Here is a 25,280-nt window from a genome sequence, read left to right as displayed (position 1 = left end):
TGTGAATATCCACAGCAACAGTCCGCTAGGAGGCAGACCATGTCAGGACCCCGCCCCGTCCGAGCGCCGCGCGGTACGGAACTGAGCGCCCTGGGATGGCAGCAGGAAGCCGCCCTGCGGATGCTGCAGAACAACCTCGACCCCGAGGTCGCCGAGCACCCCGACAAGCTCGTCGTCTACGGCGGCACCGGCAAGGCCGCCCGTGACTGGCGCTCCTTCGACGCCATGGTCCGCACGCTGCGCACCCTCAAGCAGGACGAGACGATGCTCGTCCAGTCCGGCCGCCCCGTCGGCGTCATGCAGACCCACGAGTGGGCCCCGCGCGTCCTCATCGCCAACTCCAACCTGGTCGGCGACTGGGCCAACTGGGAGGAGTTCCGCCGCCTGGAGCAGCTCGGCCTGACCATGTACGGCCAGATGACCGCCGGTTCCTGGATCTACATCGGCACCCAGGGCATCCTCCAGGGCACCTACGAGACCTTCGCCGCCGTCGCCGCGAAGAAGTTCGGCGGCACCCTCGCGGGGACGATCACCCTCACCGCCGGCCTCGGCGGCATGGGCGGCGCCCAGCCGCTGGCCGTGACGATGAACGACGGCGTCGCCATCTGCATCGACTGCGACCCCCGCGCCATCGAGCGCCGCATCGAGCACCGCTACCTCGACGTGCGGGCCGACTCCCTGGAGCACGCCCTCCAGCTCGCCGTCGAGGCCCGCGACCAGCGCAAGCCGCTCTCCATCGGCCTGCTCGGCAACGCGGCGGAGCTGCTCCCCCGCATGCTCGCCGAGGGCGCGCCCGTCGACATCGTGACCGACCAGACCTCGGCCCACGACCCGCTCTCCTACCTCCCCGTCGGCATCGACTTCGACGACATGGCCGACGCGGCCGCCAAGGACCCGGCCGGCTTCACCACCCGCGCCCGCGAGTCCATGGCCCGCCACGTCGAGGCGATGGTCGGCTTCATGGACGCGGGCGCCGAGGTCTTCGACTACGGCAACTCCATCCGCGGCGAGGCCCAGCTCGCGGGCTACGACCGCGCCTTCGCCTTCCCCGGCTTCGTCCCGGCCTACATCCGCCCCCTCTTCTGCGAGGGCAAGGGCCCCTTCCGCTGGGCGGCCCTGTCCGGCGAGGCCTCCGACATCCACAAGACGGACAAGGCGATCCTCGACCTCTTCCCGGAGAACGAGTCCCTGCACCGCTGGATCAAGATGGCCGGCGAGCGCGTCCACTTCCAGGGCCTGCCCGCCCGCATCTGCTGGCTCGGCTACGGCGAGCGCGACAAGGCCGGCGAGCGCTTCAACGACATGGTGGCCTCCGGCGAACTCGCCGCCCCCCTCGCCATCGGCCGCGACCACCTCGACTGCGGCTCCGTCGCCTCCCCGTACCGCGAGACCGAGGCCATGCTCGACGGCTCCGACGCGATCGCCGACTGGCCGCTGCTGAACGCCATGGTGAACGTCGCCTCCGGTGCCTCCTGGGTCTCCCTGCACCACGGCGGCGGCGTCGGCATGGGCCGCTCCATCCACGCGGGCCAGGTCTCCGTCGCCGACGGCACCAAGCTCGCCGGGGAGAAGATCCGCCGGGTGCTCACCAACGACCCGGGCATGGGCGTCATCCGCCACGTCGACGCCGGCTACGACATCGCCGAGTCCGTCGCGGACGAGCGCGGCGTCCGCGTCCCCATGCGCGAGGGTGACGACGCGTGACGTTCCACAGCATGTGGGCGGAGCTGCTGCCGATCGGCCGCAGCTCCGCCTCCGGCGGCTACCGCCGGTTCGCCTGGACCGGGGCCGACACCGACTGCCGCGCCTGGTTCCGGCAGCAGGCCGAGTCCCGGGGGCTCGCCTACGAGCTCGACCGCAACGGCAACCAATGGGCCTGGCTCGGCGACCCCGCCGCGGGGGACGCCGTCGTCACCGGCTCGCACCTGGACTCCGTGCCCGACGGCGGCGCCTTCGACGGACCCCTCGGGGTCGTCTCCTCCTTCGCCGCCCTCGACGAACTCCGCGCCCGGGGCGTCCGGTTCACCAAGCCCCTCGCCATCGTCAACTTCGGCGACGAGGAGGGCGCCCGGTTCGGCCTCGCCTGCGTCGGCTCCCGGCTGGCCGCCGGACGGCTCACCGTCGAACAGGCGCACCGGCTCACCGACGCCGACGGCATCACCCTGCCGCAGGCCATGGAGCGCGCCGGGTACGACCCCGCCGCCATCGGCCCCGACCCGGAACGCCTCGGCCGGATCGGCGCGTTCGTCGAGCTCCACGTCGAACAGGGCCGCGCCCTCGACCTGAGCGGCGACCAGGTCGGCATCGCCAGCGCCATCTGGCCGCACGGCCGCTGGCGCTTCGACTTCCGGGGCGAGGCCAACCACGCCGGCACCACCCGGCTCGTGGACCGCCACGACCCGATGCTGCCGTACGCCGAGACCGTCCTCGCCGCCCGCCGCGAGGCCCGGCTCGCGGGCGCCGTCGCCACGTTCGGCAAGATCGCCGTCGAGCCGAACGGCGTGAACGCCATCCCCTCCCTGGTGCGCGGCTGGCTCGACTCCCGCGCCGCCGACCAGGCCACCCTCGACACGGTCGTCGACGGCGTCGAGAAGGCGGCCCGCGAGTACGCCGAGGCACAGGGCGTCCAACTCGACGTCGTCCGCGAGTCGTTCACCCCCGTCGTCGAGTTCGAGCACGCCCTGCGCGACGAACTCGCCCGCATCCTGGGCAAGGAGCGCGACGCCGCCCTGAACGTCCCCGTTCTCGGCACCGGTGCCGGACACGACGCCGGAATCCTCTCCGGCACCGTCCCGACCGCCATGCTGTTCGTACGCAACCCCACGGGTGTCTCGCACTCCCCGGCCGAGCACGCCACCGAGGACGACTGCGTGGCCGGGGTGACCGCACTCGCCGACGTACTCGAAGGGCTGGCCTGCAGGTGACACAGACGTACTGGCTGGAACACGCCTGGCTCGGCACCCACGTCGAGCCGGGCGTCGCCGTGACCGTGTCGGCCGACGGCTCCGGCTCCGGTGCCGCCGGCCGCATCACCGACGTCCGCACCGGCGCCGACACCCCGCCGCCGGGCGCCGAGATCCTGCGCGGGCTCACCCTCCCGGGCCTCGCCAACGCCCACTCCCACGCCTTCCACCGCGCCCTGCGCGGCACCGTCCAGGTCGGCTCCGGCACCTTCTGGACCTGGCGCGAGATCATGTACTCCTTCGCGGACCGGCTGACCCCGGAGACCTACCACGCGCTGGCCCGCGCGGTGTACGCGGAGATGGCCCTCGCCGGGGTCACCGCCGTCGGCGAGTTCCACTACGTGCACCACGCCCATGACGGCACCCCCTACGCCGACCCCAACGCCATGGGTGAGGCGCTCGTCGTGGCCGCCGCCGACGCCGGGATCCGCATCACCCTGCTGGACACGGCCTACCTCTCCTCCGGCTTCGGACAGCCCCCCAACGCGCACCAGCGGCGCTTCTCCGACGGCACCGCCGACGCCTGGGCGGAACGCTGTTCACTTCTCAAGGACCGGGACCACGCACGGATCGGCGCGGCGATCCACTCCGTACGGGCCGTGCCCGCCGGGCAGCTCGCCACCGTGGCGCGCTGGGCCGAGGAGCGGCGCGCCCCGCTCCACGTGCACCTGTCCGAGCAGACCGCGGAGAACGAGGCCTGCCTCGCCGCCCACGGCCGCACGCCCACCCGGCTGCTCGCCGACCACGGCGTCCTCGGACCGCGCACCACCGGCGTCCACAACACGCACCTCACCGACGAGGACATCGCCCTGCTCGGCGGCTCGGGCACCGGCACCTGCATGTGCCCCACCACCGAACGCGACCTCGCCGACGGCATCGGCCCCGCCGTCGCCCTCCAGGCCGCGGGCTCGCCCCTCTCGCTCGGCTCCGACAGCCACGCCGTCATCGACCTGCTCGAAGAGGCCCGCGCGATGGAGCTGAACGAACGGCTGCGCACCCGCACCCGCGGTCACTGGACGGCGGCCGCCCTGCTGCGCGCCGCCTCCGCCGACGGCCACGCGGCCCTCGGCTGGGACGACGCGGGCAGCATCGAGACGGGCGCGCTCGCCGACTTCACGACGATCGCCCTCGACTCGGTCAGAACAGCGGGACCGGTACCGCGCCTCGGCGCGGAGACAGCCGTATTCGCGGCCACGGCCGCCGACGTCCGGCACACGGTCGTGGCGGGCCGGCACGTCGTGCGCGACGGCGCGCACACGCTCGTCCCCGATGTGCCGACAGCGCTCGCGGACGCCGTGCAGGCACTGCGCTCCTGACCACCGGGCGGGCGGGGGAACCCGTCCGCCCGACGCCCCCACCAGCAGTCCCGCCACCCCTGAGGACGCCATGAGTAGCACGACCGTCATCACCAACATCGCCAGTCTGGTCACCAACGATCCCTCCCAAGGCGACGGATCCCCGCTCGGTCTGATCCAGGACGCGGCCGTCGTCATCGACGGCGACCGGGTCGCGTGGACCGGTGAATCAAGCAAAGCACCCGCCACCGACAACCGGGTCGACGCCGGTGGACGCGCGGTGATCCCGGGCTTCGTCGACTCCCACTCGCACCTGGTCTTCGCGGGCGACCGCACCCAGGAGTTCAACGCCCGCATGTCCGGCCGGGCGTACAGCGCGGGCGGCATCCGCACCACCGTCGCCGCCACCCGTGCCGCCTCCGACGAGGAACTGGAGCGCAACCTCACCCGCTACCTGCGCGAGGCCCTCCGCCAGGGCACCACGACCTTCGAGACCAAGTCGGGCTACGGCCTGACCGTCGAGGACGAGGCCCGCGCGCTGCGCATCGCCTCCTCGCACACCGACGAGGTCACCTACCTCGGCGCGCACATCGTCTCGCCGGACTACGCGGACGACCCGGCCGGCTATGTCGCCCTGGTCACCGGCGAGATGCTCGACGCCTGCGCCCCGTACGCCCGTTGGGTGGACGTCTTCTGCGAGAAGGGCGCCTTCGACGGCGACCAGGCCCGCGCGATCCTCACGGCCGGCAAGGCCAAGGGCCTGCACCCGCGCGTGCACGCCAACCAGCTCTCGTACGGCCCCGGCGTCCAGCTCGCCGTCGAGCTGGACGCGGCGAGCGCCGACCACTGCACCCACCTGACGGACGCCGACGTCGACGCCCTGGCGAGCGGCGACACCGTGGCGACGCTGCTGCCCGGCGCAGAGTTCTCCACCCGCGCCGAGTGGCCCGACGCCCGCCGGCTGATCGACGCCGGTGTCACGGTGGCGCTGTCCACCGACTGCAACCCCGGCTCGTCGTTCACCTCGTCCGTGCCCTTCTGCGTCGCGCTCGCCGTACGGGACATGCGGATGACCCCGGACGAGGCCGTGTGGTCGGCGACCGCGGGCGGCGCGCGGGCGCTGCGCCGGGACGACGTCGGCCGGATCGCGCCGGGCGCCTACGCGGACCTCGCCCTGCTGGACGCGCCCAGCCACGTCCACCTCGCCTACCGCCCCGGCGTCCCGCTGGTCACCGGTGTCTGGCGGCGGGGCGTCCGCGAGATCTGAGCCCACGGACGGGACGGGGCGGGACAGGGCGGGACGGGACAGGGCGGGACAGGGCGGGACGGGACAGGGCGGGACAGGGTGGTGCGGGCCGCGGGTGCCTCAGGCGCTGCCCGCGCGCCAGCGCTGGCCCGTGCCCCCGGTCAGCGGCACCAGGGACAGCCCGCCGTCCCCGTCCGGCGTCAGCGCCGTCTCGATGGCCACGGCCGGACGGATCACGCCGTCGTCGTCGACGGTGAACCGGAGGTTGTCCCCGTGGCCGCCGTCGAGCGAGGAACACGCCCAGATGCCCACGCCCCGGTCGACGGATCCCCGGCTGTCCAGGCAGAAGTCGTCGTCGGCGGCCGACCGGAGGGAACCGTCGGCGACGCGCCAGCGCTGGGTGCGGGAGGAGTCGCAGGGCGCCGTGACGACGTCGTTGCCCTTCTCGAAGTCGCCGTCGCGGACGTCCAGGCACAGCCCCGAGGCGACGTTCACCACCTGGGTGGAGGCGCCGCCCGGCGGGCGGAAGACGACGGTCGGGGTCGGTTTCGGGCTCGGTGACCTCGGCGGCGCCGAGCTGCGGGACGGAGAGGGCGACGCGGAGGTCGCCGACGGCGAGGGAGAGGCCGAGGGCGAGCGCGAGGGGGCGGAGGCCGACGGGGTGACCGGGACCGTGGCGGTGACGGTCACCGCGGCCGGCCCCGACGGCGTGCCGACCGAGCCCGCCGCGCCCGTGGACGGCTCCCCGCCCGAGGAGAGCAGCAGGAACAGGACCGGTGCCAGGGCCACGCCGAGCGCCGCCGCCGAGGTCAGGACGACCCGGCGGGACGGTGGCCGGAGCAGCGCTGACGCCCGCGGCGCGGCGGGGGGCCCGGGCGGGACGGCCGCCGTCCCCGACACGTCGTCCGTGACGTACGCCGTACCCGCCCAGGGCAGCAGCCCCTCGGCCAGGGCGGTGCGCGGATGGTCGCGCAGGGCGGTCAGCTCCTCGTACGCGGCCGAGCAGTGCACGCAGTGCGCCATGTGGGTGTTGAGGTCGGTGCTGGAGCGGGGGTTGTCGGGCCGCACCGACTCCTCGATCAGCCGGCGGAAGTCCCCGCAGCGCGGATCGTCCGAGGCGGCCAGCCGGTACCTCAGACAGGCCTGGGCCAGCGACTGGAGCGCCTGGTCGGTGCCGTACGCGACGTCCTCGGGGGTGATACCGAGCATGACCGCCGTCCGCCGCGCGGGTTCGCGCTCCACGACCGCGTACCAGATGAGGCCCTGGGCGCGGGACGGGAGGGACTGGAAGGCGGGGAGCAGGGACGGGACGGAGCCGGAGGAACCCGCCGTGCTGAGGACGAGGAGCAGACCGGGGTCGAGGCCCGCGGCCCGCTGGTCCCGGGCCCACGAGGCGGCCACCCGCCCGGTCAGCAGCAGGAGCTGGTGCCGCCAGGGGACGTTCGGGTCGATGCCGCGTGCCGTCTCGCGGGCCGCGAGGGTGAAGGTCCCCGCCGCGAGCTGCCCGGCCCCGGACTCGCCGGTGGTGCACAGCCGGGCGTAGGCGAGGACGGGGGCGCGGTGGCGCGCGCGGAGTTCCTGGAGGGCCGTGTACGCGGTCGAGGTCCCGGCGCGCAGCAGCTCGGTCAGCCGCGCGTCGGACGCCCCCGCGGCCGGTCCGCCGCCCTCGGCCGTGGTGCTCTCGTCGGCCGGGTCCTCCTGCGCCATGTTCCTCCGCCTTCCCGTGCGTGGTGCGTCGTTCGTCCCGAACTGACGTACCGGCCAGTTTGGGATGCCCATAGTGACGGGATCGGCCTGCCGGGAAAAGAGTTGTTGAACAACGATTCCATGGGAGCGCTCTCAACATCCCTGCGCGGCAAGAGAGTTGTCTGTGTCGTGCAGACGTTCCCCCTGGAAAGACGGGGCGGCCCGGCGCCTTTCGCGCCGGGCCGCCCGGATGCGCGGCCCCGCGGGCCGCGAAGTCCTGTCACTCCTCGACGGTCAGGCCCTTCCGGAGTCGCACGAGGGTGCGCGACAGCAGCCGGGAGACGTGCATCTGGGAGATGCCGAGTTCGTCGCCGATCTCGGACTGGGTCATGTTCGCCACGAACCGCAGCGAGAGGATCTGCCGGTCGCGCTGCGGGAGTTCGGCGATCAGCGGCTTGAGGGACTCCACGTACTCGATGCCCTCGAGTCCGTTGTCCTCGTAGCCGATGCGGTCCGCGAGCGCGCCCTCGGAGTCGTCCTCCTCGGGCTGGGCGTCCAGCGAACTGGCCGTGTAGGCGTTGGACGCGGCCATGCCCTCGACGACCTCCTCGCGGCTGATGCCGAGCCGCTCCGCGAGCTCGTCCGCGGTCGGGGCGCGGTCGAGGCGCTGGGCCAGCTCGTCACCGGCCTTGGCCAGGTCGAGGCGGAGTTCCTGGAGCCTGCGCGGTACCCGCACGGACCAGGAGGTGTCACGGAAGAAGCGCTTGATCTCACCGATGATCGTCGGCATGGCGAAGGTGGGGAACTCGACGCCGCGGCTCAGCTCGAACCGGTCGATCGCCTTGATGAGGCCGATGGTGCCGACCTGGACGATGTCCTCCATCGGCTCGCTGCGGGAGCGGAAGCGGGAGGCGGCGAACTTCACCAGCGCGAGGTTGAGTTCGACGAGCGTGTTGCGGACGTACGCGTGGTCGTGCGTGCCCTCCTCGAGGGAATCCAGCCGCGCGAAGAGCGTCTTGGACAGAGCCCGTGCGTCCACCGGCCCCACCTCGTCGTACGGGGGGATCTCCGGGAGTCCGGCGAGTCCGGTGAGTCCGTCGACTCCGTCGGTTCCGGGGCCGTCGACGTGCTCCGGGGCTTCCGGAGAGGGAGTCGACGTCGCCGTCAGGGTCTGCGATGCGTCGAGCCGGGGTGACATGTGCCCTCCATCGTTCTCGGCATATGGCCGCCGATGCCAATACGTGCACTGCGGTGTGCGGCGCCTCCAAGGCCGGCCGGGTCGGATAGGTGTCCCTACTAGCCCTACCCGGTTTCCCGAACTCGCCGCAAGTGTCATCTGTTATGAAATGTCCATTTTCATAGGGTTGTTCGGGTGTCGGGTGGCGTGGAGAAGGCGTAGTGTTCGAGTGCGTACGTCAGTAGTCGCGACACTCGGGAGAGAGACGGCATGGACCGCGGGACGGTCGGCAGCGCACAGTCTGGCCGGCTTCTTGTCGAGGTGCGGGAAGAAGGCACGAGCGTTGTCGTGACCCCCGCGGGTGAACTCGATCACCACACGGCCGATCTGTTGCGTGAGCCACTCGAGGGATGCCTCGAGAAGGGGCACACGCGACTGGTCATCGACTGCTCCCGTCTGGAGTTCTGCGACTCCACCGGGCTGAACGTGCTGCTCGGTGCCCGGCTGAAGGCCGAGGCGGCGGGCGGCGCGGTGCATCTGGCCGCGATGCAGCCGGTGGTGGCACGGGTTTTTGAGATCACCGGGGCGGAGGCCGTGTTCGCCGTCCATGACACGCTCGAAGCGGCCCTGACGGGCTGAGCCGCGGACTTCCTGTGATGTCGTCGCCCGCGCCCCGGATGCCTCCGAGTGACCGATGCGTCACTCGCGTCACGGGTTCCGTGCCGAATAAATGGGTGTTCGGACGGTTCCGTCGGGCAGGAGACATCCTGGACACGTCGGCGGTCCACGGGCCGGCGGCCGACACGGCGGAAGCCGTTGAACCACAAGCGGCGGAAGCCGTTGATCCATCCGTACTGAGTACTGCGTACTGAGTCTTGAATCGTGAACCGGTGAATCGGTGAGGTGAAGCGCTGATGAGCACCACCCGGCCTTGCTCGCCGGGCGACCGCGGTCCGGAAGCGGGCGACGACGGCGCTTCCGCGGTGTCCGCGCGGAGCGTGACGCCCGTGGACGGCGTGACGCCCGTCGACGACGCCTCCCCGGCCCCCGCGCCCGTCGGCCGCCAGGTCCGTACGCTGAACCTCGAGGGCGAGAGCGGCGTCGTGCCGCTCGCCCGCGACTTCGCCCGGCAGGCGCTGTACGCGTGGGGCTGGCTGCCCGCGGCGAGCGCCGACCGGCGCGCGGCCGCCGAGGACGTCCTGCTGGTCGTCTCCGAGCTGGTCACCAACGCCTGTCTGCACGCCGAGGGTCCGGACGAACTCCGGATCTCCTGCGACAACAAGGTGCTGCGCATCGAGGTCTCCGACCGGGGGTCCGGCCAGCCCGCCCCGCGCACCCCGCACCGCGCGGGCCGTCCCGGCGGCCACGGCATGTTCATCGTGCAGCGGCTCTGCCTGGACTGGGGGGTCGTACGGACGCCCGGAGTCGCGGGCAAGACGGTATGGGCGGAACTGGGCGCTCCCGCGTAGCCTCACCGGCCCGGTTCGCACCGGGGCCGGCCCCCGGCCCGGTTCGCGACAGGGCCGGCGCCCGCCGCGGCAGGACCGGCTTCCGGTCCGGCGCCGGCCGGCCGTTGTCCCGGCTCGACACTGACCGGCCGTCGGTCCGGCGCACGGTCCGCCCGGCCGGTCGGCGTCCGCGTGGGCCGTGGGCCGTGGGCCGGACGGGTTTCCGGGAGGCCTCTCAACTGCCCGCCCGCTCGGTGGACTTGGTTACCCGCGGTTCGAACTCCTCCTGGTGCGGCGCCCGGTGTGCCCGGGATCCCCGCGGATCCGGCGCGCACTTTGTCTTCCCTCCACAAGTCCCCGGGCGTACCTTGACGGCCGATCTGATGTTCCGTCAGAAATGAGGGGCAGGCCCGTGTCGTACCGGACGTACCAGAAACGAACCGCCGCGCTCGCGTTCGCCGCGGCCCTGGCCGGCTCGGCGGTGCTGACGGCCGCCCCCGCAGCCCAGGCCCAGGTGGTGGACGTCAACTACCAGTGCAAGACGCCGATCGGCGACAAGAGCGCCGTGTCGCCCATCGACATCAAGGGCGTCAAGAGCGGCAGCTCCTACAAGCTCACCATGTCCTGGCAGAAGGGCGTCTCCTCCAGTCCGGTCGAACTCGGCAAGGGTGCGATGACGCCGAGCGCGGTCATCAAGGTGGGCGGCGCGGACAGCGGCACGGTGGCGGTCAGCGGTCCGGCCAACGCGGCCGCCATCCCCGCCAACACCCCCATCAAGATCAATGACTTGAGCGGGACCTACACGCCGAAGAAGTCCGGCAAGGTCACCTTCACCGCGGGTGTCCTCACCATCAAGGCCCTCGGCACCACGACCACCTGCACCCCCTCGAACAGCCCGGGGCCCTCGCTGACCCTCGACGTCACGGCGGCCGGCGGTTCGGGTTCATCGACCTCGGGCTCGTCGACCTCGGGCTCAGGCGGGTCCCAGAGCGGCTCCGGCGGCTCCCTCCCGCAGACCGGCCCCGAGGACTCCGTGGTCGCCCTCGGCACCCTCGGCGGCACGGTCCTGCTCGCGGGCGCGGCAGGCGTGCTGTGGCTCACGCGCAGGCACCAGGCGGTACGCCGCTGACCTTCCCGCACCACGACCTGGAGCCGCCGCATGCCGTACGCACTCCCCGCTGCCCGCGCGCTGGGCCTGACCCTGGTGCTGCTGGGCGCGGCACCGACGGCCTCGGCCGCCGAGGGCTGGTCCGTCGCGCCGGCCGCGGGCGGCGCGGCCGACGGACGGCCCTCCGTGTACGCGGAGGGCGCCCCCGGCACGGTCCTGCAGGACGCGGTGTCCGTGCTCAACCCGGGTGCGCGGCCCCTGACCGTCCGGCTGCGCGGCGCCGCCGCGGACGAACGGGCGGCGGACGCGGACGCGGGCGCGTGGATCGCCTTCGCCGGACACGCACGCGGCCGCAGGACCGCGGTGCGGGAGCTGTCCGTGCGCGTGCCGGCGCACACCCGTGCCGACGTGCCGTTCACCATCGGCGTCCCGGCCGGGGCGGCGCCCGGTGACCACCCCGGCGCGATCGTCGCGAGCGGCGGCGGACGCACCTCGGCGGTCCGGGTCCGGCTCCGGGTGCCGGGACCTGCGTTGTCGGCGCTGACCGTCGAGCACGTCGGGGTGGGCGGCGGGCGGATCTCGTACGAGCTGGTCAACCGCGGCACCACGGTCCTCGCCCCGCGCCTCGCCGTGCACGCCGACGGGGTCCTCGGGACCCTGCTCGACCGGGGCCCACGCGCCCTGCCCGTCGAGCTCCCGCCGGGCGGCCGGGTCGTGCTCCACGAGCCGTGGACCGACCCGCCGGTCCTCGACGCGGTGGACGTGCGGCTGACGGTGACGGCGGCGGGCGGTGCGCACTCGACGGCGACCGTGTCGGCCCGGTTCGTGCCGTGGGGGGCGGCGGCCGGGGCGGGAGGGGTCCTGGTGGCGGTGCCGGGCGTCTGGTTCGCCGTACGGAGGCGGAGGCGGAGGCGGGCCGGGACGCGGGGGCCGTGGCGTCGCGGACGCCGGGAGCGGGACGGCGGGGCCGGTGAACGGCCCGGCACGGAAGTCGAGTTGACGGGAGCGGTGTCGTGAGCGTCCTGGGCGGCAAGATACGGGCGGCGGCGCTGGGGGCGGTGCTGGCACTCGTCCTGGTCCCGTCGGTGGTGGCGGCCTCGGTGTTCCCGGCGTCCGCCGCCGGGAAGCCGAGCGTCACGCTGTCCAGGTCCGAGGCGGGCAGCGGCGGTTCGGTGACCGTGACCGGCAGCGGGTGGAAGCCCGGGACGCTGCTGATGATGCTGATCTGCGGGCGGTCCGTGCCCTCGCGCGGGGTGATCGGCGGCACCAACTCCTGCGCCAACGCCGACGGTCGGGCCGTCACCACCGACGCGAAGGGCGGCTTCAGCAAGAAGTTGCCGGTGGCCGAGCCGCCCGAGCCCTGCCCCTGCGTGGTGCACGTCGCCACCGTCACCGGCGAGAAGGCCGAGGCCGACGCCGTCTTCATGGTGGCGGGCCACGCGGTCGAGCCGCTGCCGAAGGAGGAGGGCGGAGGCCGGATCTCGGTCCTGACCGACACCCGGCTCGACGGGTCGAGCGGTCTGCTGACCTGGTTCGGCTCGCCCCCCTCGCGCACCCTCGTCCTCACCGTCGGCAACGTCGGCACCGCTCCCGTGAAGAACCCGGTCTTCCAGGTCGGCACCGCCCACGGGGTGTTCGCCCCGCAGTGGGAGGAACAGCAGTGGCGCGGCACGATCGCGCCCGGCCGCAAGGCGCGGATCAGGATTCCGGTCGAACTGTCGGCCGGAGCGCACGGCGACTACACGGTCTCGCTGAAGTACGGCGGGAAGGTGCTCGCCCAGCAGCCGTGGGGCGTGGGCCGCCCCTGGGGCGTCACCGTCTTCTGGATCCTGCTCTGCGTGGTCGTCCCGGCCGCGGTGTTCCGGGTCGGCATGGCCGTGGTGGACCGGGTGCGCCCGCGCCGGTCGACCGGGCGCGCCGGCCACCGCGAAAAGCCGGGGCCGGCCCGGCTCACGCTGCGTCTGCCCTGGTCGGCTCCCGCCCCCCGGACACCGGCGGACGCCTCGGCCTCCCCGGCCCTGCCCTGGTTCACCCCGGACGACGATCCGGGGACCGGAACGAACAGCCGGCTCTCCGCACCGCACGAGAACGGTCCGACGACGCAGACGAGAGAGGGGCACGCGTGAGCACGCTACGGAGAGTGGTACCGGCCCGGGGCCGCAGAGCGGGTGCGGCCGGGGTCGCGCTGATGCTCGGCGGTGCGGGCGTCCTGCTGGGGGTGGCCGCCGTCCCGGCACAGGCCGCCGAGGTGTCGTACAGCACGGAGTGCATCCCTCCCGCGATCTCCGGGCTGCCCGCCGTGCAGGGCACCACGAAGGTGCAGATCACCGCGCCCGCCGAGGCGAAGGTGGGGGACGAGGTCACCATCACCTGGAAGTTCGTCCAGGCCGCCTCGAAGAACCCCGACGTCCTCGACCTCGACAAGGACACCGTCAAGCCCACCGGCACGCTGAAGGCCGGCGGCGCCCAGACGGCGGACGTCGCGATGGAGGGGCCGCGCACGAACCCCGCGATCCCCAAGAACAGCGACATGAAGCTGTCCGACATGACGGGCAGGCTGAAGCTGACGACGGCGGGCGACGTCACGCTCACCCCGGGTGCGTACGACATCAACGTCAGCAAGCCGATCTCCACCGACACCAAGTGCACGCCCAAGGAGACGGTGAACCCCTCGGCGACCATCAAGGTGACGAGCGGTGGTTCGGGCGGCACACCGACGCCGACTCCGACCCCCACCCCGACTCCCACGCCGACGCCGACCCCGAGCGGGTCGGTCACCCCGTCGCCGAGCGGTGGCGGGACCGACGGGGGCGCCGACACCGGCGGCTCCGGCGGGCAGACCGACTTCACGGGCAAGGAGGTCTCGGTCCCGTACGCGTGCAAGACGCCGATCGGGGACAAGAACGCCACCTCGGCCGTCCGGATCGACGCGAAGAAGGACGGGGGGAGCTTCGGCCTCACCGTGAAGTTCAAGGCGTCGGTGATGGACAGTCCGGCCGACATCCCCGCGGATTCCGTGAAGCCGTCGATGGAGGTGGTCCTGGGCGGCGCCGACAAGGGCACGGTGCACGTGGAGGGGCCGACGAACTCCGCGCCGATCAAGTCCGGCGACCCGATCGAGATCCCCGATCTGAAGGGCACCTACAAACCGGGCGCGACCGGGAGCTCGACCCTGTCGCCGGGCGTGCTGACGGTGATGGCCCTGGGCACGACGACGACCTGCACCCCGACGAAGTCCGAGGTCTCGCTGACCCTGGACACCTCGGAGCAGGCGAGCGGCGCCTCGGGCGGCGGGTCCACCTCGTCCGGCTCCGGTTCCACCGGCACCGCGTCCGGCGGCCTGGCGGAGACGGGCTCCGACAGCCATGCCGCCCTGAAGGCGCTCGGACTGGTGGCGGGCACGGTCGTCCTGCTGGGCGGCGCGGTCTTCACGTTCATGCCGGGACGCCGGACCCGGTGACCGGCACGCCCCGTTCCGGCCGCGGCGCCGGGCGGGTCTCCGCCCCGGCCGCGGAAACGGCGAGGGGCCGCCGCACCGAACGGTGCGGCGGCCCCTCGCCGTGTGCCGGAGCCGACGTCAGTTGACGTCGCCCATGAGCTGCTTGACCTTCTTGCGGTACATCCACACCGCGACACCGGCGATCACGGCGAGCACCGCCTCCAGGGCGACGATGCCCGTCTTGTTGAGGTCGACCTCGGCGATGGAGAGCAGACCGGTCGTGGCGTCACCGGCGGTGACGGCCAGGAACCAGACACCCATCATCTGGGAGGCGTACTTGGCCGGAGCCATCTTCGTGGTGACCGAGAGGCCGACCGGGGAGAGCGTCAGCTCACCGACGGTCTGCACGAAGTAGATCGCCACCAGCCACATCGCGGCCGCCTTGTGACCGCCCTCGGCGATCGCCAGCGGGGCCAGGAAGAGGAAGAACGACGCGCCGACCAGGATCAGGCCCGAGGCGAACTTCGTCGCCGTGCTCGGCTCCTTGCCGCGCTTGTTCAGCCACAGCCACACGAAGGCGAAGACCGGGGCCAGCGCCATGATCATGACCGGGTTGACCGACTGGTACCAGGAGACCGGGAACTCCCAGCCGAAGACGGTGTTCTTCGCCGACTCGTCGGCGAAGATCGACAGCGTCGAGCCGCCCTGGTCGTAGATCATCCAGAAGACCGCCGCGGCCACGAAGAACCAGATGTACGCGGACATCTTCGACTGGTCGGCGCGGTCCAGGGACTTGTCGCGCTTGATGCGCCCGATGACCATGACCGGGATGACCAGGCCGGCGATCGTGATCGGGACCAGCAGCCAGTTCAGCGTGTAGTGGCCCGAGAAGCCGACGACCGAGTAGAAGACGACGGCGACGGCGGCCCACAGCGCGGACTTGCGCAGCGTCGAGGACTTCTCCTCGGCCGTCAGGGGCGTGGGGACCTCGTGCGAGCGGGCGCTGAGGTGACGGCCGCCGAGCAGGTACTGGATCAGACCCAGCGCCATGCCGAGCGCGGCGAGGGCGAAGCCCAGGTGCCAGTTGACGTTCTCGCCGACGGTGCCGATGACCAGCGGAGCGGCGAAGGCGCCGAGGTTGATGCCGACGTAGAACAGCGTGAAGCCGCCGTCACGGCGCGGGTCGTCCGGGCCGTCGTAGAGGTGGCCCACCATCGTGGAGATGTTGGACTTCAGCAGACCGGAACCGATCGCCACGAGTCCGAGACCGGCGAAGAAGGTGCCGGAGGAGGGCAGAGCCAGCGTGAGGTGGCCCAGCATGATGATCAGACCCGCGACGGCGACCGTCTTGCGGGGGCCGAGGACACGGTCGGCGAACCAGCCGCCCGGCAGGGCGAGCAGGTACACGAGGGAGAGGTACACCGAGTAGATCGCGGTCGCGGTGGCCGCGCTGAGGTGCAGACCGCCCGGTGCCACCAGGTACAGCGGGAGCAGTGCCTTCATCCCGTAGTAGGAGAAACGCTCCCACATCTCGGTCATGAAGAGAGTGGCCAGTCCGCGGGGGTGGCCGAAGAAGGTCTTCTCGGAACCGGAGATTCCCGGAGAGACCGAGTCCTTCGTCAGGCTGGACGCCATGGTCGATCCTTGCTGGTCGGGACGCGCTGTTGGGGGGTCCCCGGGCTCACGGCAAGCCGGGAGCCCGGGGGAATACGCGCCCATGGGGGGCGGCCGGCACCGGCGGGGTCCGGCGTCCTTCCCCACGCCCACGGGGAGCCCGCTCCGGACTGCCGGAGCGGCGGACGGCGACCACCGGGATCCACGCCCGTCACGCATCAGTGCGTGAGGGCCCGGCCACAGGTCTTTCCTTCAAAGCTGGCTGACACCAGCTCGCACACAGAGGGGACCTTCAGCGTCAAGTTCTCGCCAAAGGTCCCGAGGCGGTGCATCAGGCGTCTGGTCACCATACGACATCACAATGCCCCATATGGAAGGACTTGAGACACGGATCACAGGTGATCGTGGAACCGCAGGCGATCATTCGAAGGTCGTAGTAACGATCTCATCCCATGCCCGCAGGTAAGAAACGTCCGGGCGGAGGGTGTGAACCACGGAGGCGGATCACTGCCCTGGCGCAGTGCACGGCGGACTACCATCACCCCATGACCCGTGTACTGCTCGCCGAGGACGACGCGTCCATCTCGGAGCCGCTGGCCCGTGCCCTGCGCCGGGAGGGTTACGAGGTCGAGGTCCGCGAGGACGGCCCCACCGCGCTCGACGCCGGAATGCAGGGCGGTGTCGACCTGGTCGTCCTGGACCTCGGACTGCCCGGCATGGACGGCCTGGAAGTCGCCCGCCGGCTCCGCGCCGAGGGCCACACCGTGCCCATCCTCATCCTCACCGCGCGCGCCGACGAGGTGGACACCGTCGTCGGCCTCGACGCGGGCGCCGACGACTACGTCACCAAGCCGTTCCGGCTCGCCGAACTCCTCGCCCGGGTACGGGCCCTGCTCCGGCGCGGCTCCACCGAGCCCCAGCAGCCGCCCGCCACCCACGGCGTGCGCATCGACGTCGAGTCGCACCGCGCCTGGATGGGCGACGAGGAACTCCAGCTCACGGCGAAGGAGTTCGACCTCCTGCGGGTCCTGGTCCGGGACGCCGGCCGCGTCGTCACCCGCGACCAGCTCATGCGCGAGGTCTGGGACACCACGTGGTGGTCCTCCACCAAGACCCTCGACATGCACATCTCCTGGCTGCGCAAGAAGCTCGGCGACGACGCGGCGAACCCCCGCTACATCGCGACGGTACGAGGCGTCGGCTTCCGCTTCGAGAAGAGCTGAGGCCCCGCGGCGACGGAAGCCCCGGGGAAGGCTCGGGCCCCGGGCCGGCCGAGGTCCCGGGAAGACTCGGGCCCCGGAACGACCGAGGCTCCGGGACCGCTGAGACCCGGGGTGGCGGGAGCCGGCCGTCCCGGGCGGCGACGGGAGACCCGCACCGCCGGGCCGGCGCCCGGGTCGGCGCCCCGCCCGGACCGGAGCGGCGAACGTGCCGGAGCGGCGAACGTGCACACTGGTCCCGGTACAGCCATCTGCCCGGAGGGCCCCCGTGCGTCGCCGTCTGATCCAGTCCACCCTCGCCGTCGTGCTCGTGGTGATCGCCGTCTTCGGCGTCTCCCTCGTCATCGTCGAGACCCGCACGATCAGCAACAGCGCCCAGGAGCGCGTGGACTCCGAGGCGCTGCGCCTGGCCAGCATCGTGGACAGCCGCATCCTCGGCGCCGAGAACATCTCCGGCGACACGTTCAAGAACCAGGTCACCGACCGGCGCTACGCCGTCATCAGGATCCCGGGCCGCGATCCCATCGAGGTCGGCAACCAGCCCGCCGGCGACGTCATCCAGTACACCGCCAAGGGCGAGTCGGGCGAGACGGTCACCGTCCAGGAGCCCCGCTCCTCGGTGACCAAGGAGGTCGGCCGTACGCTCCTGGTCATCGGCGCCGTCGCCCTGCTGGCGATCATCGCCGCCGTCCTGCTCGCCGTACGCCAGGCCAACCGCCTCACCTCCCCGCTCACCGACCTCGCCGAGACGGCGGAACGGCTCGGCTCGGGCGACCCCCGCCCGCGCCACAAGCGCTACGGCGTCCCCGAGCTGGACCGGGTCGCCGACGTCCTGGACGGCAGCGCCGAGCGCATCGGGAGGATGCTCACCGCCGAGCGCCGCCTCGCCGCCGACGCCTCCCACCAGCTGCGGACGCCCCTGACGGCGCTCTCCATGCGCCTGGAGGAGATCACCCTCACCGACGACCTCGACACGGTGAAAGAGGAGGCGACGATCGCGCTGACCCAGGTGGAGCGCCTCACGGACGTGGTCGAGCGACTGCTCACCAACGCTCGCGACCCGCGCACCGGCTCCGCCGTCTCCTTCGACCTCGACGAGGTCATCAAGCAGCAGCTGGAGGAATGGCGCCCGGCCTACCGCAGCGCCGGCCGGGCGATCGTCAGCTCCGGAAAACGCCATCTGCAGGCGGTGGGCACCCCGGGCGCGGTCGCCCAGGTCCTCGCGGCACTGATCGAGAACTCCCTCATGCACGGCGGCGGCACCGTCGCGCTGCGCACCCGCGTGACCGGCAACCAGGCCGTCATCGAGGTCACCGACGAGGGCCCCGGCGTCCCCGCCGACCTCGGCGCCCGCATCTTCGAACGCACCATCAGCGGCCGCAACTCCACCGGTATCGGTCTCGCCGTCGCCCGCGACCTCGCGGAGGCCGACGGGGGCCGGCTGGAGATGCTCCAGGCCCAGCCGCCGGTCTTCGGCATGTTCCTGTCCCGCAACCCGCTCAAGCGCCCGCTCCGGCATCCGGAGGACGACGAGGAGCGCACGGTCAGGTAGGCGGGTGGGCAGCTGGGGGGAGACCCGCCGCTCAGTTCACGCGGGCCCGCGGGCGGCGCGTCCCGGGCGCCTCGTCCAGGAACGATTCGGCGCTGGCAACCGCCTCCCGGGCCGGAAGCGCCCGGAACACCCAGGTGCGGTAGGACCAGAAGCGGAAGAGCGTCGCGACACCGATGCCGAGGAACTTGAAGACGTTGCTCTGCAGCGGGCTGTCCCAGCCGAAACCGTACGTCGCCGCGTACAGCACGCCGTTCTCGATGACCAGGCCCACCACGCTGAACAGCAGGAACAGCGTCAGTTCCTTGGTGCGCCCGCCCTTGTCGCGGTCCCGGTAGGTGAAGTAGCGGAACCCGACGTAGTTGAAGGCGATGGACACGACCGTGGCGATCACACTGGCCCGTACGACCTGCAGGTCCGTGAGGTGGCGCACCAGGTTGAACACGAGCAGGTTGACCAGCAGCCCCGCACCGCCCACCGCGCCGAACTTGGCGACCTCACGGAAGAGCAGGTCGAAGCGCTGCCGAACCGCGCCGAGGGACCCCGTCCGAGGCCCCGATGAAGCACTGCCCATGGTGTCGCCAGCCCCCGTCGGTGGGTCTTGTCGTCTGCCGCGCCGGTGAACGCGCGGTGGAATACGCCATCCAGCCCATGCTAACCAGCGCCCCCGCACGGTGCCTGTGCATGTGCTCACAGGTAAGAAAAGAGGCGGTCACCGGCAGGGAAAATCGGGCGTATCACCGCGGAAACCGGCCACTGTGGCGCGGCCGATACTCTTGGAGCGTGACGTTCCCGGTAGTCGGCATGGTCGGCGGCGGTCAGCTCGCTCGTATGACACACGAGGCGGGCATCCCGCTCGGCATCAAGTTCAAGCTCCTCAGTGACACCCCACAGGATTCCGCGGCGCAGGTCGTCGGCGAGGTCGTCGTCGGCGACTATCGCGACCTCGACACGCTGCGTGACTTCGCGCGGGGCTGCGACGTGATCACCTTCGATCACGAGCACGTCCCGACCGAGCACCTGCGGGCCCTGGAGGCGGACGGCATCCCCGTCCGGCCGGGCCCCGACGCGCTCGTGCACGCCCAGGACAAGGGCGTGATGCGCGCGAAGCTCGACGCGATCGGCGTGCCGTGCCCGAGGCACCGCATCGTGGCCGACGTGGCGGACGTGGCCGCGTTCGCGGCGGAAGGCCTCGCCGAGGGGGAGGAGGGCGACGGCTTCCCCGTCATCCTCAAGACCGTCCGCGGCGGCTACGACGGCAAGGGCGTCTGGTTCGTCCGCTCCCCGGAGGAGGCGGCCGAGCCCTTCCGCGCCGGCGTCCCCGTCCTCGCCGAGGAGAAGGTCGACTTCGCCCGGGAACTCGCGGCGAACGTCGTCCGCTCCCCGCACGGCCAGGCCGTCGCCTACCCCGTCGTCGAGTCCCAGCAGGTCGGCGGCGTCTGCGACACCGTGATCGCCCCGGCCCCCGGCATCGCCGAGGAGCTGGCTCTGGAGGCCCAGGAACTGGCGCTGCGCATCGCCAAGGAACTCGGCGTCGTCGGCCACCTGGCCGTCGAGCTCTTCGAGACCCGCGACGGGCGCATCCTCGTCAACGAACTGGCCATGCGCCCGCACAACTCGGGCCACTGGACCCAGGACGGCGCGGTCACCTCCCAGTTCGCCAACCACGTCCGCGCGGTCCTCGACCTCCCGCTCGGCGACCCGCGCCCGCGCGCCCGTTGGACGGTCATGGCGAACGTCCTCGGCGGCGACTTCCCCGACATGTACTCCGCGTACCTGCACTGCATGGCCCGCGACCCGCAGCTGAAGATCCACATGTACGGCAAGGACGTGAAGCCCGGCCGTAAGGTCGGCCATGTCAACACCTACGGCGACGACCTGGACGACGTCCTTGAGCGCGCCCGGCACGCAGCCGGCTACCTGAGAGGCACGATCACCGAATGAGCCCCGTTGTAGGCATCGTCATGGGTTCGGACTCCGACTGGCCCGTCATGGAGGCCGCCGCCCAGGCGCTGGACGAGTTCGAGATCCCCTACGAGGTGGACGTCGTCTCCGCGCACCGCATGCCCCACGAGATGATCGCGTACGGCGAGCAGGCCGCGGAGCGCGGGCTCAAGGCGATCATCGCGGGCGCCGGCGGCGCGGCCCACCTGCCGGGGATGCTGGCGTCCGTCACCCCGCTGCCCGTCATCGGCGTGCCCGTTCCGCTCAAGTACCTCGACGGCATGGACTCGCTGCTCTCCATCGTGCAGATGCCGGCCGGTGTCCCCGTGGCGACCGTCTCCGTCGGCGGAGCCCGCAACGCCGGCCTGCTGGCCGCCCGGATGCTCGCCGCCCACGACGAGGAGCTCCTCGGCCGGATGCGGGAGTTCCAGCAGGAGCTGAACGACCAGGCCACCGAGAAGGGCAAGCGGCTGCGCGCCAAGGTCGAGGGCGCCGCCGGCGGCTTCGGCTTCGGGAAGTGACGCGGATGACGCCGTCCTCCCTGCCCTCGATCGACCGCGCCCGGGCCCTGCTCGACGAGTACCCGGTCGTCGACGGGCACAACGACCTGCCCTACGCGCTGCGGGAACAGGTCCGCTACGACCTCGGCGCCCGTGACCTCGCCGCCGACCAGAGCGCCCACCTGCACACGGACCTGGCCCGGCTGCGCGCGGGCGGCGTCGGCGCCCAGTACTGGTCGGTGTACGTCCGCTCCGACCTGCCCGGCGCCCTCACCGCGACGCTGGAACAGATCGACTGCGTGCAGCGGCTGATCGACCGGTACCCGCAGGACCTGCGGGCCGCGCTGACCGCCGCCGACATGGAGGCGGCCCGCGCCGAGGGCCGTATCGCCTCCCTCATGGGCGCCGAGGGCGGCCACTCGATCGACAACTCCCTCGCCGCCCTGCGCGCCCTGTACGCGCTCGGCGTCCGCTACATGACCCTCACCCACAACGACAACATCGCCTGGGCCGACTCGGCGACGGACTCCCCCGCGGTGGGCGGCCTGTCCGCGTTCGGCCGCGAGGTCGTCCGGGAGATGAACCGCGAGGGCATGCTCGTGGACCTCTCGCACGTGGCCGACACGACCATGCGCGACGCGCTCGACACCTCCGTCGCGCCGGTGATCTTCTCCCACTCCTCGGCGCGCGCCGTGTGCGACCACCCGCGCAACATCCCGGACGACGTGCTGGAGCGGCTGCCCGCCAACGGGGGGGTGGCGATGGTGACGTTCGTGCCGAAGTTCGTCCTCCAGGCGGCGGTCGACTGGACGGCCGCCGCCGACGAGAACATGCGCGCGAACGGCTTCCACCACCTCGACACGACCGCCGAGGCCATGAAGGTGCACCGCGCCTTCGAGGAGGACAACCCGCGCCCGATCGCCACGGTGTCGACGGTCGCCGACCACCTCGACCACATGCGCGAGGTCGCCGGCATCGACCACCTCGGCATCGGCGGCGACTACGACGGCACGGCGTTCACCCCGGCGGGTCTCGACGACGTCTCCGGCTATCCGAACCTGATCGCCGAGCTCCTCGACCGCGGCTGGTCGTCCACGGACGTGACCAAGCTGACCTGGCAGAACGCCGTGCGCGTGCTGGGCGCGGCGGAGGACGTGGCGCGCGACCTCCGCTCCCGGCGGTCCCCGTCGCACGCGACGCTGGAGCAGCTGGACGGCTGACGGCCCACCGAGTCACCGAGCCCCGGACTCCGGGGCAGACGAAGGCGCCCGGGCACACCGCCCGGGCGCCTTCGTCATGCGCGGCCGGGCGCGGTCAGTCGGCGCAGAGGCAGAACGGGTGCCCGGCCGGGTCGGCGTACACCCGGAACGAACGCGACCTGTCCTCGGTGTCCAGCGGCGTCGCGCCGAGTTCCAGCACGCCCTTCTCCGCCACGTCCAGGTCCTCGACCGTCAGGTCCAGATGGAGCTGCTGCGAGCCGTCGGCCGAGGGCCAGCGCGGCGGTACGTACCCGGGCGCGGCCTGGAAGGCCAGCTTCCGGCCGCCGGGCAGGTCCAGGTCGATCCAGTCGGTCTCCTCCGTGATGGTCCCGCCCAGCACCCCCGCGTAGAACTCGGCCAGCGCGCGCGGGTCGGGACAGTCCAGGACGACGACATCCAGTTCGGCGAGAGCCATGACTTCCTCCGTGGGATCTCCAGCGACACCGATGGGTTACCCGTAGGTCTCTTCAAAGGGTAACGGTTACTGCATGCTCCCGCACAAGGGGTAACGTCGCAAGCATGAACGACCGAGCGCCCGCACCCGGCGGTCTGGCCCTGGTCCAGGCACTGGTGAACACCCTGGACATCGAGTCGGGCGCCGACTCCCTGGACACGCCCGAGGGACTGGCCCGGTTCGGCCTGGCGGTTGACGAGGCGGAGGGCGCCCGCGAGCTGCGCGAGTCGCTGCGGGCGGTGTGCCTGGCGCACGCGGGCCATCCGGCGCACCGGAGGACGACCCCCCTCGGGGAACTCCTCGCCCGCGCGCCCCTGCGGGTGACGCTCGACGAGGACGGCGCCGCCCGCCTGGTCCCCGCCACGGAGGAGACCCATCCGGCCTCCCCGGCCCCCCTGGCCTCCCGCGTCGCCACCGCGATCGCCGAGTCGCTGGTCGAGGGCACCTGGCCGCGGCTGAAGGCCTGCGAGGCCCCGACCTGCCACTGGGCGTACTACGACCGCTCGCCGGCGGGCCGTGGCCGCTGGTGCTCGATGTCGGTGTGCGGGGCGCGCGCCAAGATGCGCCGCTACCGCGCCAAATAGCCCCGGACACGGTAGATCCTGCGGAGAGCGGGGCCGGGAGCCGGACGGAGTCCGGCGGTCCCGGGCCATCGCACAGCGAAGTGGTGCAGAATGCAACCGGCGCCGGTCCGGCCGACTGAGCCTCGGCCGGACCGGCGTCACCCGCCACGGCCCCGGCCGACGCCCTGCCCGGAGCCGGTAAGGGGCTGAACCGGAGCCCGTACGGGTCCGAACCGGAGCCCGGACCGGGACCGCCGCCCCGGGCGGACTCCGCCGGTGAGGAGCCTCAGCCGGTGAGGGGCCTCAGGCGGTGGGGCGGCCCATCGCCCGGTACGTCCAGCCGGCCCGGCGCCACAGCTCCGGGTCCAGCGCGTTCCGCCCGTCGAGCAGCACCCGGGACGTGACCGCCTCGCCCAGCACCGCCGGGTCCAGCTCGCGGAACTCGCGCCACTCCGTCAGGTGCAGGACGACATCGGCACCCCGTACGGCCTCCACGGCGGAGCCGGCGTACCCGAGCGTCGGGAACAGCCGCTTGGCGTTCTCCATGCCCTTCGGGTCGTACACGGTGACCTGGCCGCCCTGGAGGTGTATCTGCCCGGCGACGTTCAGCGCCGGGGAGTCGCGCACGTCGTCCGAGTCCGGCTTGAAGGTCGCGCCGAGCACGGCGACCCGCTTGCCCAGGAACGAACCGCCGCCGAGCGCGTCGCGGGCCATCTCCACCATCTGCCCGCGGCGCCGCATGTTGATGGAGTCGATCTCGCGCAGGAAGGTCAGCGCCTGGTCGGCGCCCAGCTCGCCCGCGCGCGCCATGAAGGCCCGGATGTCCTTGGGCAGGCAGCCGCCGCCGAAGCCGATCCCGGCGCGCAGGAACTTGTTCCCGATCCGCTCGTCGTACCCGATGGCCTCGGCCAGCTTGGCGACGTCGCCGCCGGCGGCCTCGCAGACCTCGGCCATCGCGTTGATGAAGGAGATCTTGGTGGCGAGGAAGGAGTTCGCGGACGTCTTCACCAGCTCGGCGGTCGGGAAGTCGGTCACGACGAACGGCGTGCCCTCGGCGCACGGCGTCACGTAGACCTCGCGCAGCAGCTTCTCGGAGCGCTCGCTGCGCACGCCCACCACGATCCGGTCGGGGTGCAGCGTGTCGTTCACGGCGAAGCCCTCGCGCAGGAACTCCGGGTTCCAGGCCAGCTCGGCGTCCGCGCCGGCGGGCGCGAGCTCGGCGAGCCGGGCGGCCAGCCGCTCCGCGGAGCCGACCGGCACGGTGGACTTGCCGACGACGAGGGCGGGACCGTGCAGATGCGGCGCCAGGGCCTCGAAGGCCGCGTCGACGTAACTCATGTCGCAGGCGTACTCGCCGTGCTTCTGGGGCGTGTTCACACACACGAAGTGGACGTCCCCGAAAGCGCCGACCTCGGCCCAGTCCATGGTGAAGCGCAGCCGGCCCGTGGAGCCCTCGATCCCGGCCACGTGCTTGCGCAGCAGCTCCTCCAGACCGGGCTCGAACATCGGGACCTCGCCCCGCTGGAGCATCTCGATCTTCTCCGGCACCACGTCGAGCCCGAGGACCTCGAAGCCGAGCTCGGCCATGGCCGCGGCGTGGGTGGCGCCGAGGTAGCCGGTGCCGATCACGGTGATCTTGAGGGCCATGGATGCTCCTGGGGTGTGCGGCGCGTAGGTGCGCGCCTGAGCATAGTCGGGGCTTCGGGGAGCGCTTTCACGGGCAGTTTTTCCCCTGTCGCCAAGCTCACGTACCCGTCTCGCGGGCGAGACCTTTAAAATTGTGTTACTTAACGGTAGTTAGCGCCGCCAGCACAG

General features: G+C 72.3%; 22 protein-coding genes. 16 read left to right on the top strand and 6 right to left on the bottom strand.

The window, feature by feature from the left end; translation table 11 throughout:
- Positions 1 to 39: 39 nt before the first annotated feature.
- The 4 genes from hutU to hutI all read left to right on the top strand — a co-directional run bounded on the left by hutU (position 40) and on the right by hutI (position 5,525).
- Complete coding sequence (gene hutU, locus ACICHK_RS17015) at positions 40 to 1,704, top strand: urocanate hydratase (protein WP_406837571.1); 1,665 nt, start codon at positions 40 to 42, stop codon at positions 1,702 to 1,704.
- Positions 1,701 to 2,924: an allantoate amidohydrolase gene (locus tag ACICHK_RS17010; protein ID WP_151471273.1), complete on the top strand. Its 1,224-nt coding sequence runs from the start codon at positions 1,701 to 1,703 to the stop codon at positions 2,922 to 2,924. Before hutU ends, ACICHK_RS17010 begins: the two co-directional genes overlap by 4 nt.
- The gene (locus ACICHK_RS17005; protein ID WP_406837570.1) at positions 2,921 to 4,279 is read left to right on the top strand and encodes a formimidoylglutamate deiminase; all 1,359 of its coding nucleotides are present in this window, start codon (positions 2,921 to 2,923) and stop codon (positions 4,277 to 4,279) included. The genes ACICHK_RS17010 and ACICHK_RS17005 overlap by 4 nt, the downstream gene beginning before the upstream one ends.
- Before the next feature lie 70 nt (positions 4,280 to 4,349).
- The gene (gene hutI / locus ACICHK_RS17000) at positions 4,350 to 5,525 is read left to right on the top strand and encodes an imidazolonepropionase (RefSeq protein ID WP_406837569.1); all 1,176 of its coding nucleotides are present in this window, start codon (positions 4,350 to 4,352) and stop codon (positions 5,523 to 5,525) included.
- Positions 5,526 to 5,624: 99 nt separating this feature from the next.
- Here hutI and ACICHK_RS16995 read toward each other — a convergent pair whose 3' ends face one another.
- Both ACICHK_RS16995 and ACICHK_RS16990 read right to left on the bottom strand, forming a co-directional pair.
- A complete protein-coding gene (locus tag ACICHK_RS16995; RefSeq protein WP_406837568.1) occupies positions 5,625 to 7,211 on the bottom strand; it encodes an RICIN domain-containing protein in 1,587 nt (528 codons plus the stop codon).
- Positions 7,212 to 7,470: 259 nt separating this feature from the next.
- Positions 7,471 to 8,388 (bottom strand): RNA polymerase sigma factor SigF, encoded by a 918-nt coding sequence (locus tag ACICHK_RS16990; protein WP_406837567.1) that lies wholly within the window; start codon positions 8,386 to 8,388, stop codon positions 7,471 to 7,473.
- A 249-nt stretch (positions 8,389 to 8,637) separates the two neighbouring features.
- On the opposite strand from ACICHK_RS16990, the gene ACICHK_RS16985 reads away from it, so the two are divergent.
- From ACICHK_RS16985 to ACICHK_RS16960, 6 genes are all read left to right on the top strand, one after another.
- A complete protein-coding gene (locus ACICHK_RS16985; protein WP_151471269.1) occupies positions 8,638 to 9,006 on the top strand; it encodes an STAS domain-containing protein in 369 nt (122 codons plus the stop codon).
- Positions 9,007 to 9,281: 275 nt separating this feature from the next.
- Positions 9,282 to 9,836 carry an ATP-binding protein gene (locus tag ACICHK_RS16980; protein WP_406837566.1) on the top strand — a complete coding sequence of 185 codons (555 nt, stop codon included), beginning with the start codon at positions 9,282 to 9,284 and terminating at the stop codon, positions 9,834 to 9,836.
- 376 nt (positions 9,837 to 10,212) lie between these two features.
- Positions 10,213 to 10,944 carry an LPXTG cell wall anchor domain-containing protein gene (locus ACICHK_RS16975; RefSeq protein WP_406837565.1) on the top strand — a complete coding sequence of 244 codons (732 nt, stop codon included), beginning with the start codon at positions 10,213 to 10,215 and terminating at the stop codon, positions 10,942 to 10,944.
- A 30-nt stretch (positions 10,945 to 10,974) separates the two neighbouring features.
- Positions 10,975 to 11,940, top strand: a complete 966-nt coding sequence (locus ACICHK_RS16970) for a hypothetical protein (RefSeq protein ID WP_406837564.1) — start codon at positions 10,975 to 10,977, stop codon at positions 11,938 to 11,940.
- Between the two features lie 5 nt (positions 11,941 to 11,945).
- On the top strand, positions 11,946 to 13,049 hold the full coding sequence (locus ACICHK_RS16965) for a hypothetical protein (RefSeq protein ID WP_406841245.1): 1,104 nt from the start codon (positions 11,946 to 11,948) through the stop codon (positions 13,047 to 13,049).
- A 62-nt stretch (positions 13,050 to 13,111) separates the two neighbouring features.
- The gene (locus tag ACICHK_RS16960) at positions 13,112 to 14,383 is read left to right on the top strand and encodes a hypothetical protein (protein WP_406841244.1); all 1,272 of its coding nucleotides are present in this window, start codon (positions 13,112 to 13,114) and stop codon (positions 14,381 to 14,383) included.
- 117 nt (positions 14,384 to 14,500) lie between these two features.
- Here the strand turns inward: ACICHK_RS16960 and ACICHK_RS16955 are convergent, their stop codons facing one another.
- On the bottom strand, positions 14,501 to 15,997 hold the full coding sequence (locus tag ACICHK_RS16955; protein WP_406837563.1) for an oligopeptide:H+ symporter: 1,497 nt from the start codon (positions 15,995 to 15,997) through the stop codon (positions 14,501 to 14,503).
- A 524-nt stretch (positions 15,998 to 16,521) separates the two neighbouring features.
- Between ACICHK_RS16955 and ACICHK_RS16950 the strand changes: the two genes are divergently transcribed.
- Together ACICHK_RS16950 and ACICHK_RS16945 are read left to right on the top strand one after the other, a co-directional pair.
- Positions 16,522 to 17,199, top strand: a complete 678-nt coding sequence (locus ACICHK_RS16950) for a response regulator transcription factor (RefSeq protein ID WP_406837562.1) — start codon at positions 16,522 to 16,524, stop codon at positions 17,197 to 17,199.
- Between the two features lie 265 nt (positions 17,200 to 17,464).
- Positions 17,465 to 18,748, top strand: coding sequence for an ATP-binding protein (locus ACICHK_RS16945; protein ID WP_406837561.1), 1,284 nt, complete (start codon positions 17,465 to 17,467; stop codon positions 18,746 to 18,748).
- 31 nt (positions 18,749 to 18,779) lie between these two features.
- On the opposite strand, the gene ACICHK_RS16940 is transcribed toward ACICHK_RS16945, so the two are convergent.
- Positions 18,780 to 19,319 carry a GtrA family protein gene (locus ACICHK_RS16940; RefSeq protein ID WP_151471262.1) on the bottom strand — a complete coding sequence of 180 codons (540 nt, stop codon included), beginning with the start codon at positions 19,317 to 19,319 and terminating at the stop codon, positions 18,780 to 18,782.
- Between the two features lie 209 nt (positions 19,320 to 19,528).
- On the opposite strand from ACICHK_RS16940, the gene ACICHK_RS16935 reads away from it, so the two are divergent.
- The 3 genes from ACICHK_RS16935 to ACICHK_RS16925 are packed head-to-tail and all read left to right on the top strand — an operon-like array spanning position 19,529 to position 22,409.
- Positions 19,529 to 20,689, top strand: a complete 1,161-nt coding sequence (locus ACICHK_RS16935) for a 5-(carboxyamino)imidazole ribonucleotide synthase (protein WP_192582533.1) — start codon at positions 19,529 to 19,531, stop codon at positions 20,687 to 20,689.
- Positions 20,686 to 21,210: a 5-(carboxyamino)imidazole ribonucleotide mutase gene (gene purE, locus ACICHK_RS16930; protein WP_151471261.1), complete on the top strand. Its 525-nt coding sequence runs from the start codon at positions 20,686 to 20,688 to the stop codon at positions 21,208 to 21,210. The genes ACICHK_RS16935 and purE overlap by 4 nt, the downstream gene beginning before the upstream one ends.
- A 5-nt stretch (positions 21,211 to 21,215) precedes the next feature.
- Positions 21,216 to 22,409 carry a dipeptidase gene (locus ACICHK_RS16925; RefSeq protein ID WP_406837560.1) on the top strand — a complete coding sequence of 398 codons (1,194 nt, stop codon included), beginning with the start codon at positions 21,216 to 21,218 and terminating at the stop codon, positions 22,407 to 22,409.
- Between the two features lie 94 nt (positions 22,410 to 22,503).
- On the opposite strand, the gene ACICHK_RS16920 is transcribed toward ACICHK_RS16925, so the two are convergent.
- Complete coding sequence (locus ACICHK_RS16920) at positions 22,504 to 22,863, bottom strand: VOC family protein (RefSeq protein ID WP_406837559.1); 360 nt, start codon at positions 22,861 to 22,863, stop codon at positions 22,504 to 22,506.
- A 104-nt stretch (positions 22,864 to 22,967) separates the two neighbouring features.
- Between ACICHK_RS16920 and ACICHK_RS16915 the strand changes: the two genes are divergently transcribed.
- The gene (locus ACICHK_RS16915; RefSeq protein WP_151471259.1) at positions 22,968 to 23,486 is read left to right on the top strand and encodes a CGNR zinc finger domain-containing protein; all 519 of its coding nucleotides are present in this window, start codon (positions 22,968 to 22,970) and stop codon (positions 23,484 to 23,486) included.
- A gap of 282 nt (positions 23,487 to 23,768) precedes the next feature.
- Here ACICHK_RS16915 and ACICHK_RS16910 read toward each other — a convergent pair whose 3' ends face one another.
- Positions 23,769 to 25,112, bottom strand: coding sequence for a UDP-glucose dehydrogenase family protein (locus ACICHK_RS16910; protein ID WP_406837558.1), 1,344 nt, complete (start codon positions 25,110 to 25,112; stop codon positions 23,769 to 23,771).
- Positions 25,113 to 25,280: the final 168 nt, after the last annotated feature.

The sequence above is a fragment of the Streptomyces sp. AHU1 genome, from assembly GCF_045343905.1.
GTDB classification, from domain to species: domain Bacteria; phylum Actinomycetota; class Actinomycetes; order Streptomycetales; family Streptomycetaceae; genus Streptomyces; species Streptomyces triticiradicis.
Note: the sequence above shows the minus strand (reverse complement) of the source record. Positions and strands in the feature narration are given on the sequence as shown.

What these genes read in the sequence shown, in the direction of transcription:
- ACICHK_RS16950 (WP_406837562.1), top strand. Translation starts at nt 16,522, where the DNA reads ATGACCCGTGTACTGCTCGCCGAGGACGACGCGTCCATCTCGGAGCCG.
- ACICHK_RS16925 (WP_406837560.1), top strand. Translation starts at nt 21,216, where the DNA reads ATGACGCCGTCCTCCCTGCCCTCGATCGACCGCGCCCGGGCCCTGCTC.
- ACICHK_RS16995 (WP_406837568.1), bottom strand. Translation starts at nt 7,211, where the DNA reads ATGGCGCAGGAGGACCCGGCCGACGAGAGCACCACGGCCGAGGGCGGC.
- ACICHK_RS16990 (WP_406837567.1), bottom strand. Translation starts at nt 8,388, where the DNA reads ATGTCACCCCGGCTCGACGCATCGCAGACCCTGACGGCGACGTCGACT.
- ACICHK_RS16980 (WP_406837566.1), top strand. Translation starts at nt 9,282, where the DNA reads ATGAGCACCACCCGGCCTTGCTCGCCGGGCGACCGCGGTCCGGAAGCG.
- ACICHK_RS16985 (WP_151471269.1), top strand. Translation starts at nt 8,638, where the DNA reads ATGGACCGCGGGACGGTCGGCAGCGCACAGTCTGGCCGGCTTCTTGTC.
- hutU (WP_406837571.1), top strand. Translation starts at nt 40, where the DNA reads ATGTCAGGACCCCGCCCCGTCCGAGCGCCGCGCGGTACGGAACTGAGC.
- ACICHK_RS16940 (WP_151471262.1), bottom strand. Translation starts at nt 19,319, where the DNA reads ATGGGCAGTGCTTCATCGGGGCCTCGGACGGGGTCCCTCGGCGCGGTT.
- ACICHK_RS16970 (WP_406837564.1), top strand. Translation starts at nt 10,975, where the DNA reads ATGCCGTACGCACTCCCCGCTGCCCGCGCGCTGGGCCTGACCCTGGTG.
- ACICHK_RS16920 (WP_406837559.1), bottom strand. Translation starts at nt 22,863, where the DNA reads ATGGCTCTCGCCGAACTGGATGTCGTCGTCCTGGACTGTCCCGACCCG.
- ACICHK_RS16955 (WP_406837563.1), bottom strand. Translation starts at nt 15,997, where the DNA reads ATGGCGTCCAGCCTGACGAAGGACTCGGTCTCTCCGGGAATCTCCGGT.
- hutI (WP_406837569.1), top strand. Translation starts at nt 4,350, where the DNA reads ATGAGTAGCACGACCGTCATCACCAACATCGCCAGTCTGGTCACCAAC.
- ACICHK_RS16975 (WP_406837565.1), top strand. Translation starts at nt 10,213, where the DNA reads ATGAGGGGCAGGCCCGTGTCGTACCGGACGTACCAGAAACGAACCGCC.
- ACICHK_RS16910 (WP_406837558.1), bottom strand. Translation starts at nt 25,112, where the DNA reads ATGGCCCTCAAGATCACCGTGATCGGCACCGGCTACCTCGGCGCCACC.
- ACICHK_RS16915 (WP_151471259.1), top strand. Translation starts at nt 22,968, where the DNA reads ATGAACGACCGAGCGCCCGCACCCGGCGGTCTGGCCCTGGTCCAGGCA.
- ACICHK_RS16960 (WP_406841244.1), top strand. Translation starts at nt 13,112, where the DNA reads ATGCTCGGCGGTGCGGGCGTCCTGCTGGGGGTGGCCGCCGTCCCGGCA.
- purE (WP_151471261.1), top strand. Translation starts at nt 20,686, where the DNA reads ATGAGCCCCGTTGTAGGCATCGTCATGGGTTCGGACTCCGACTGGCCC.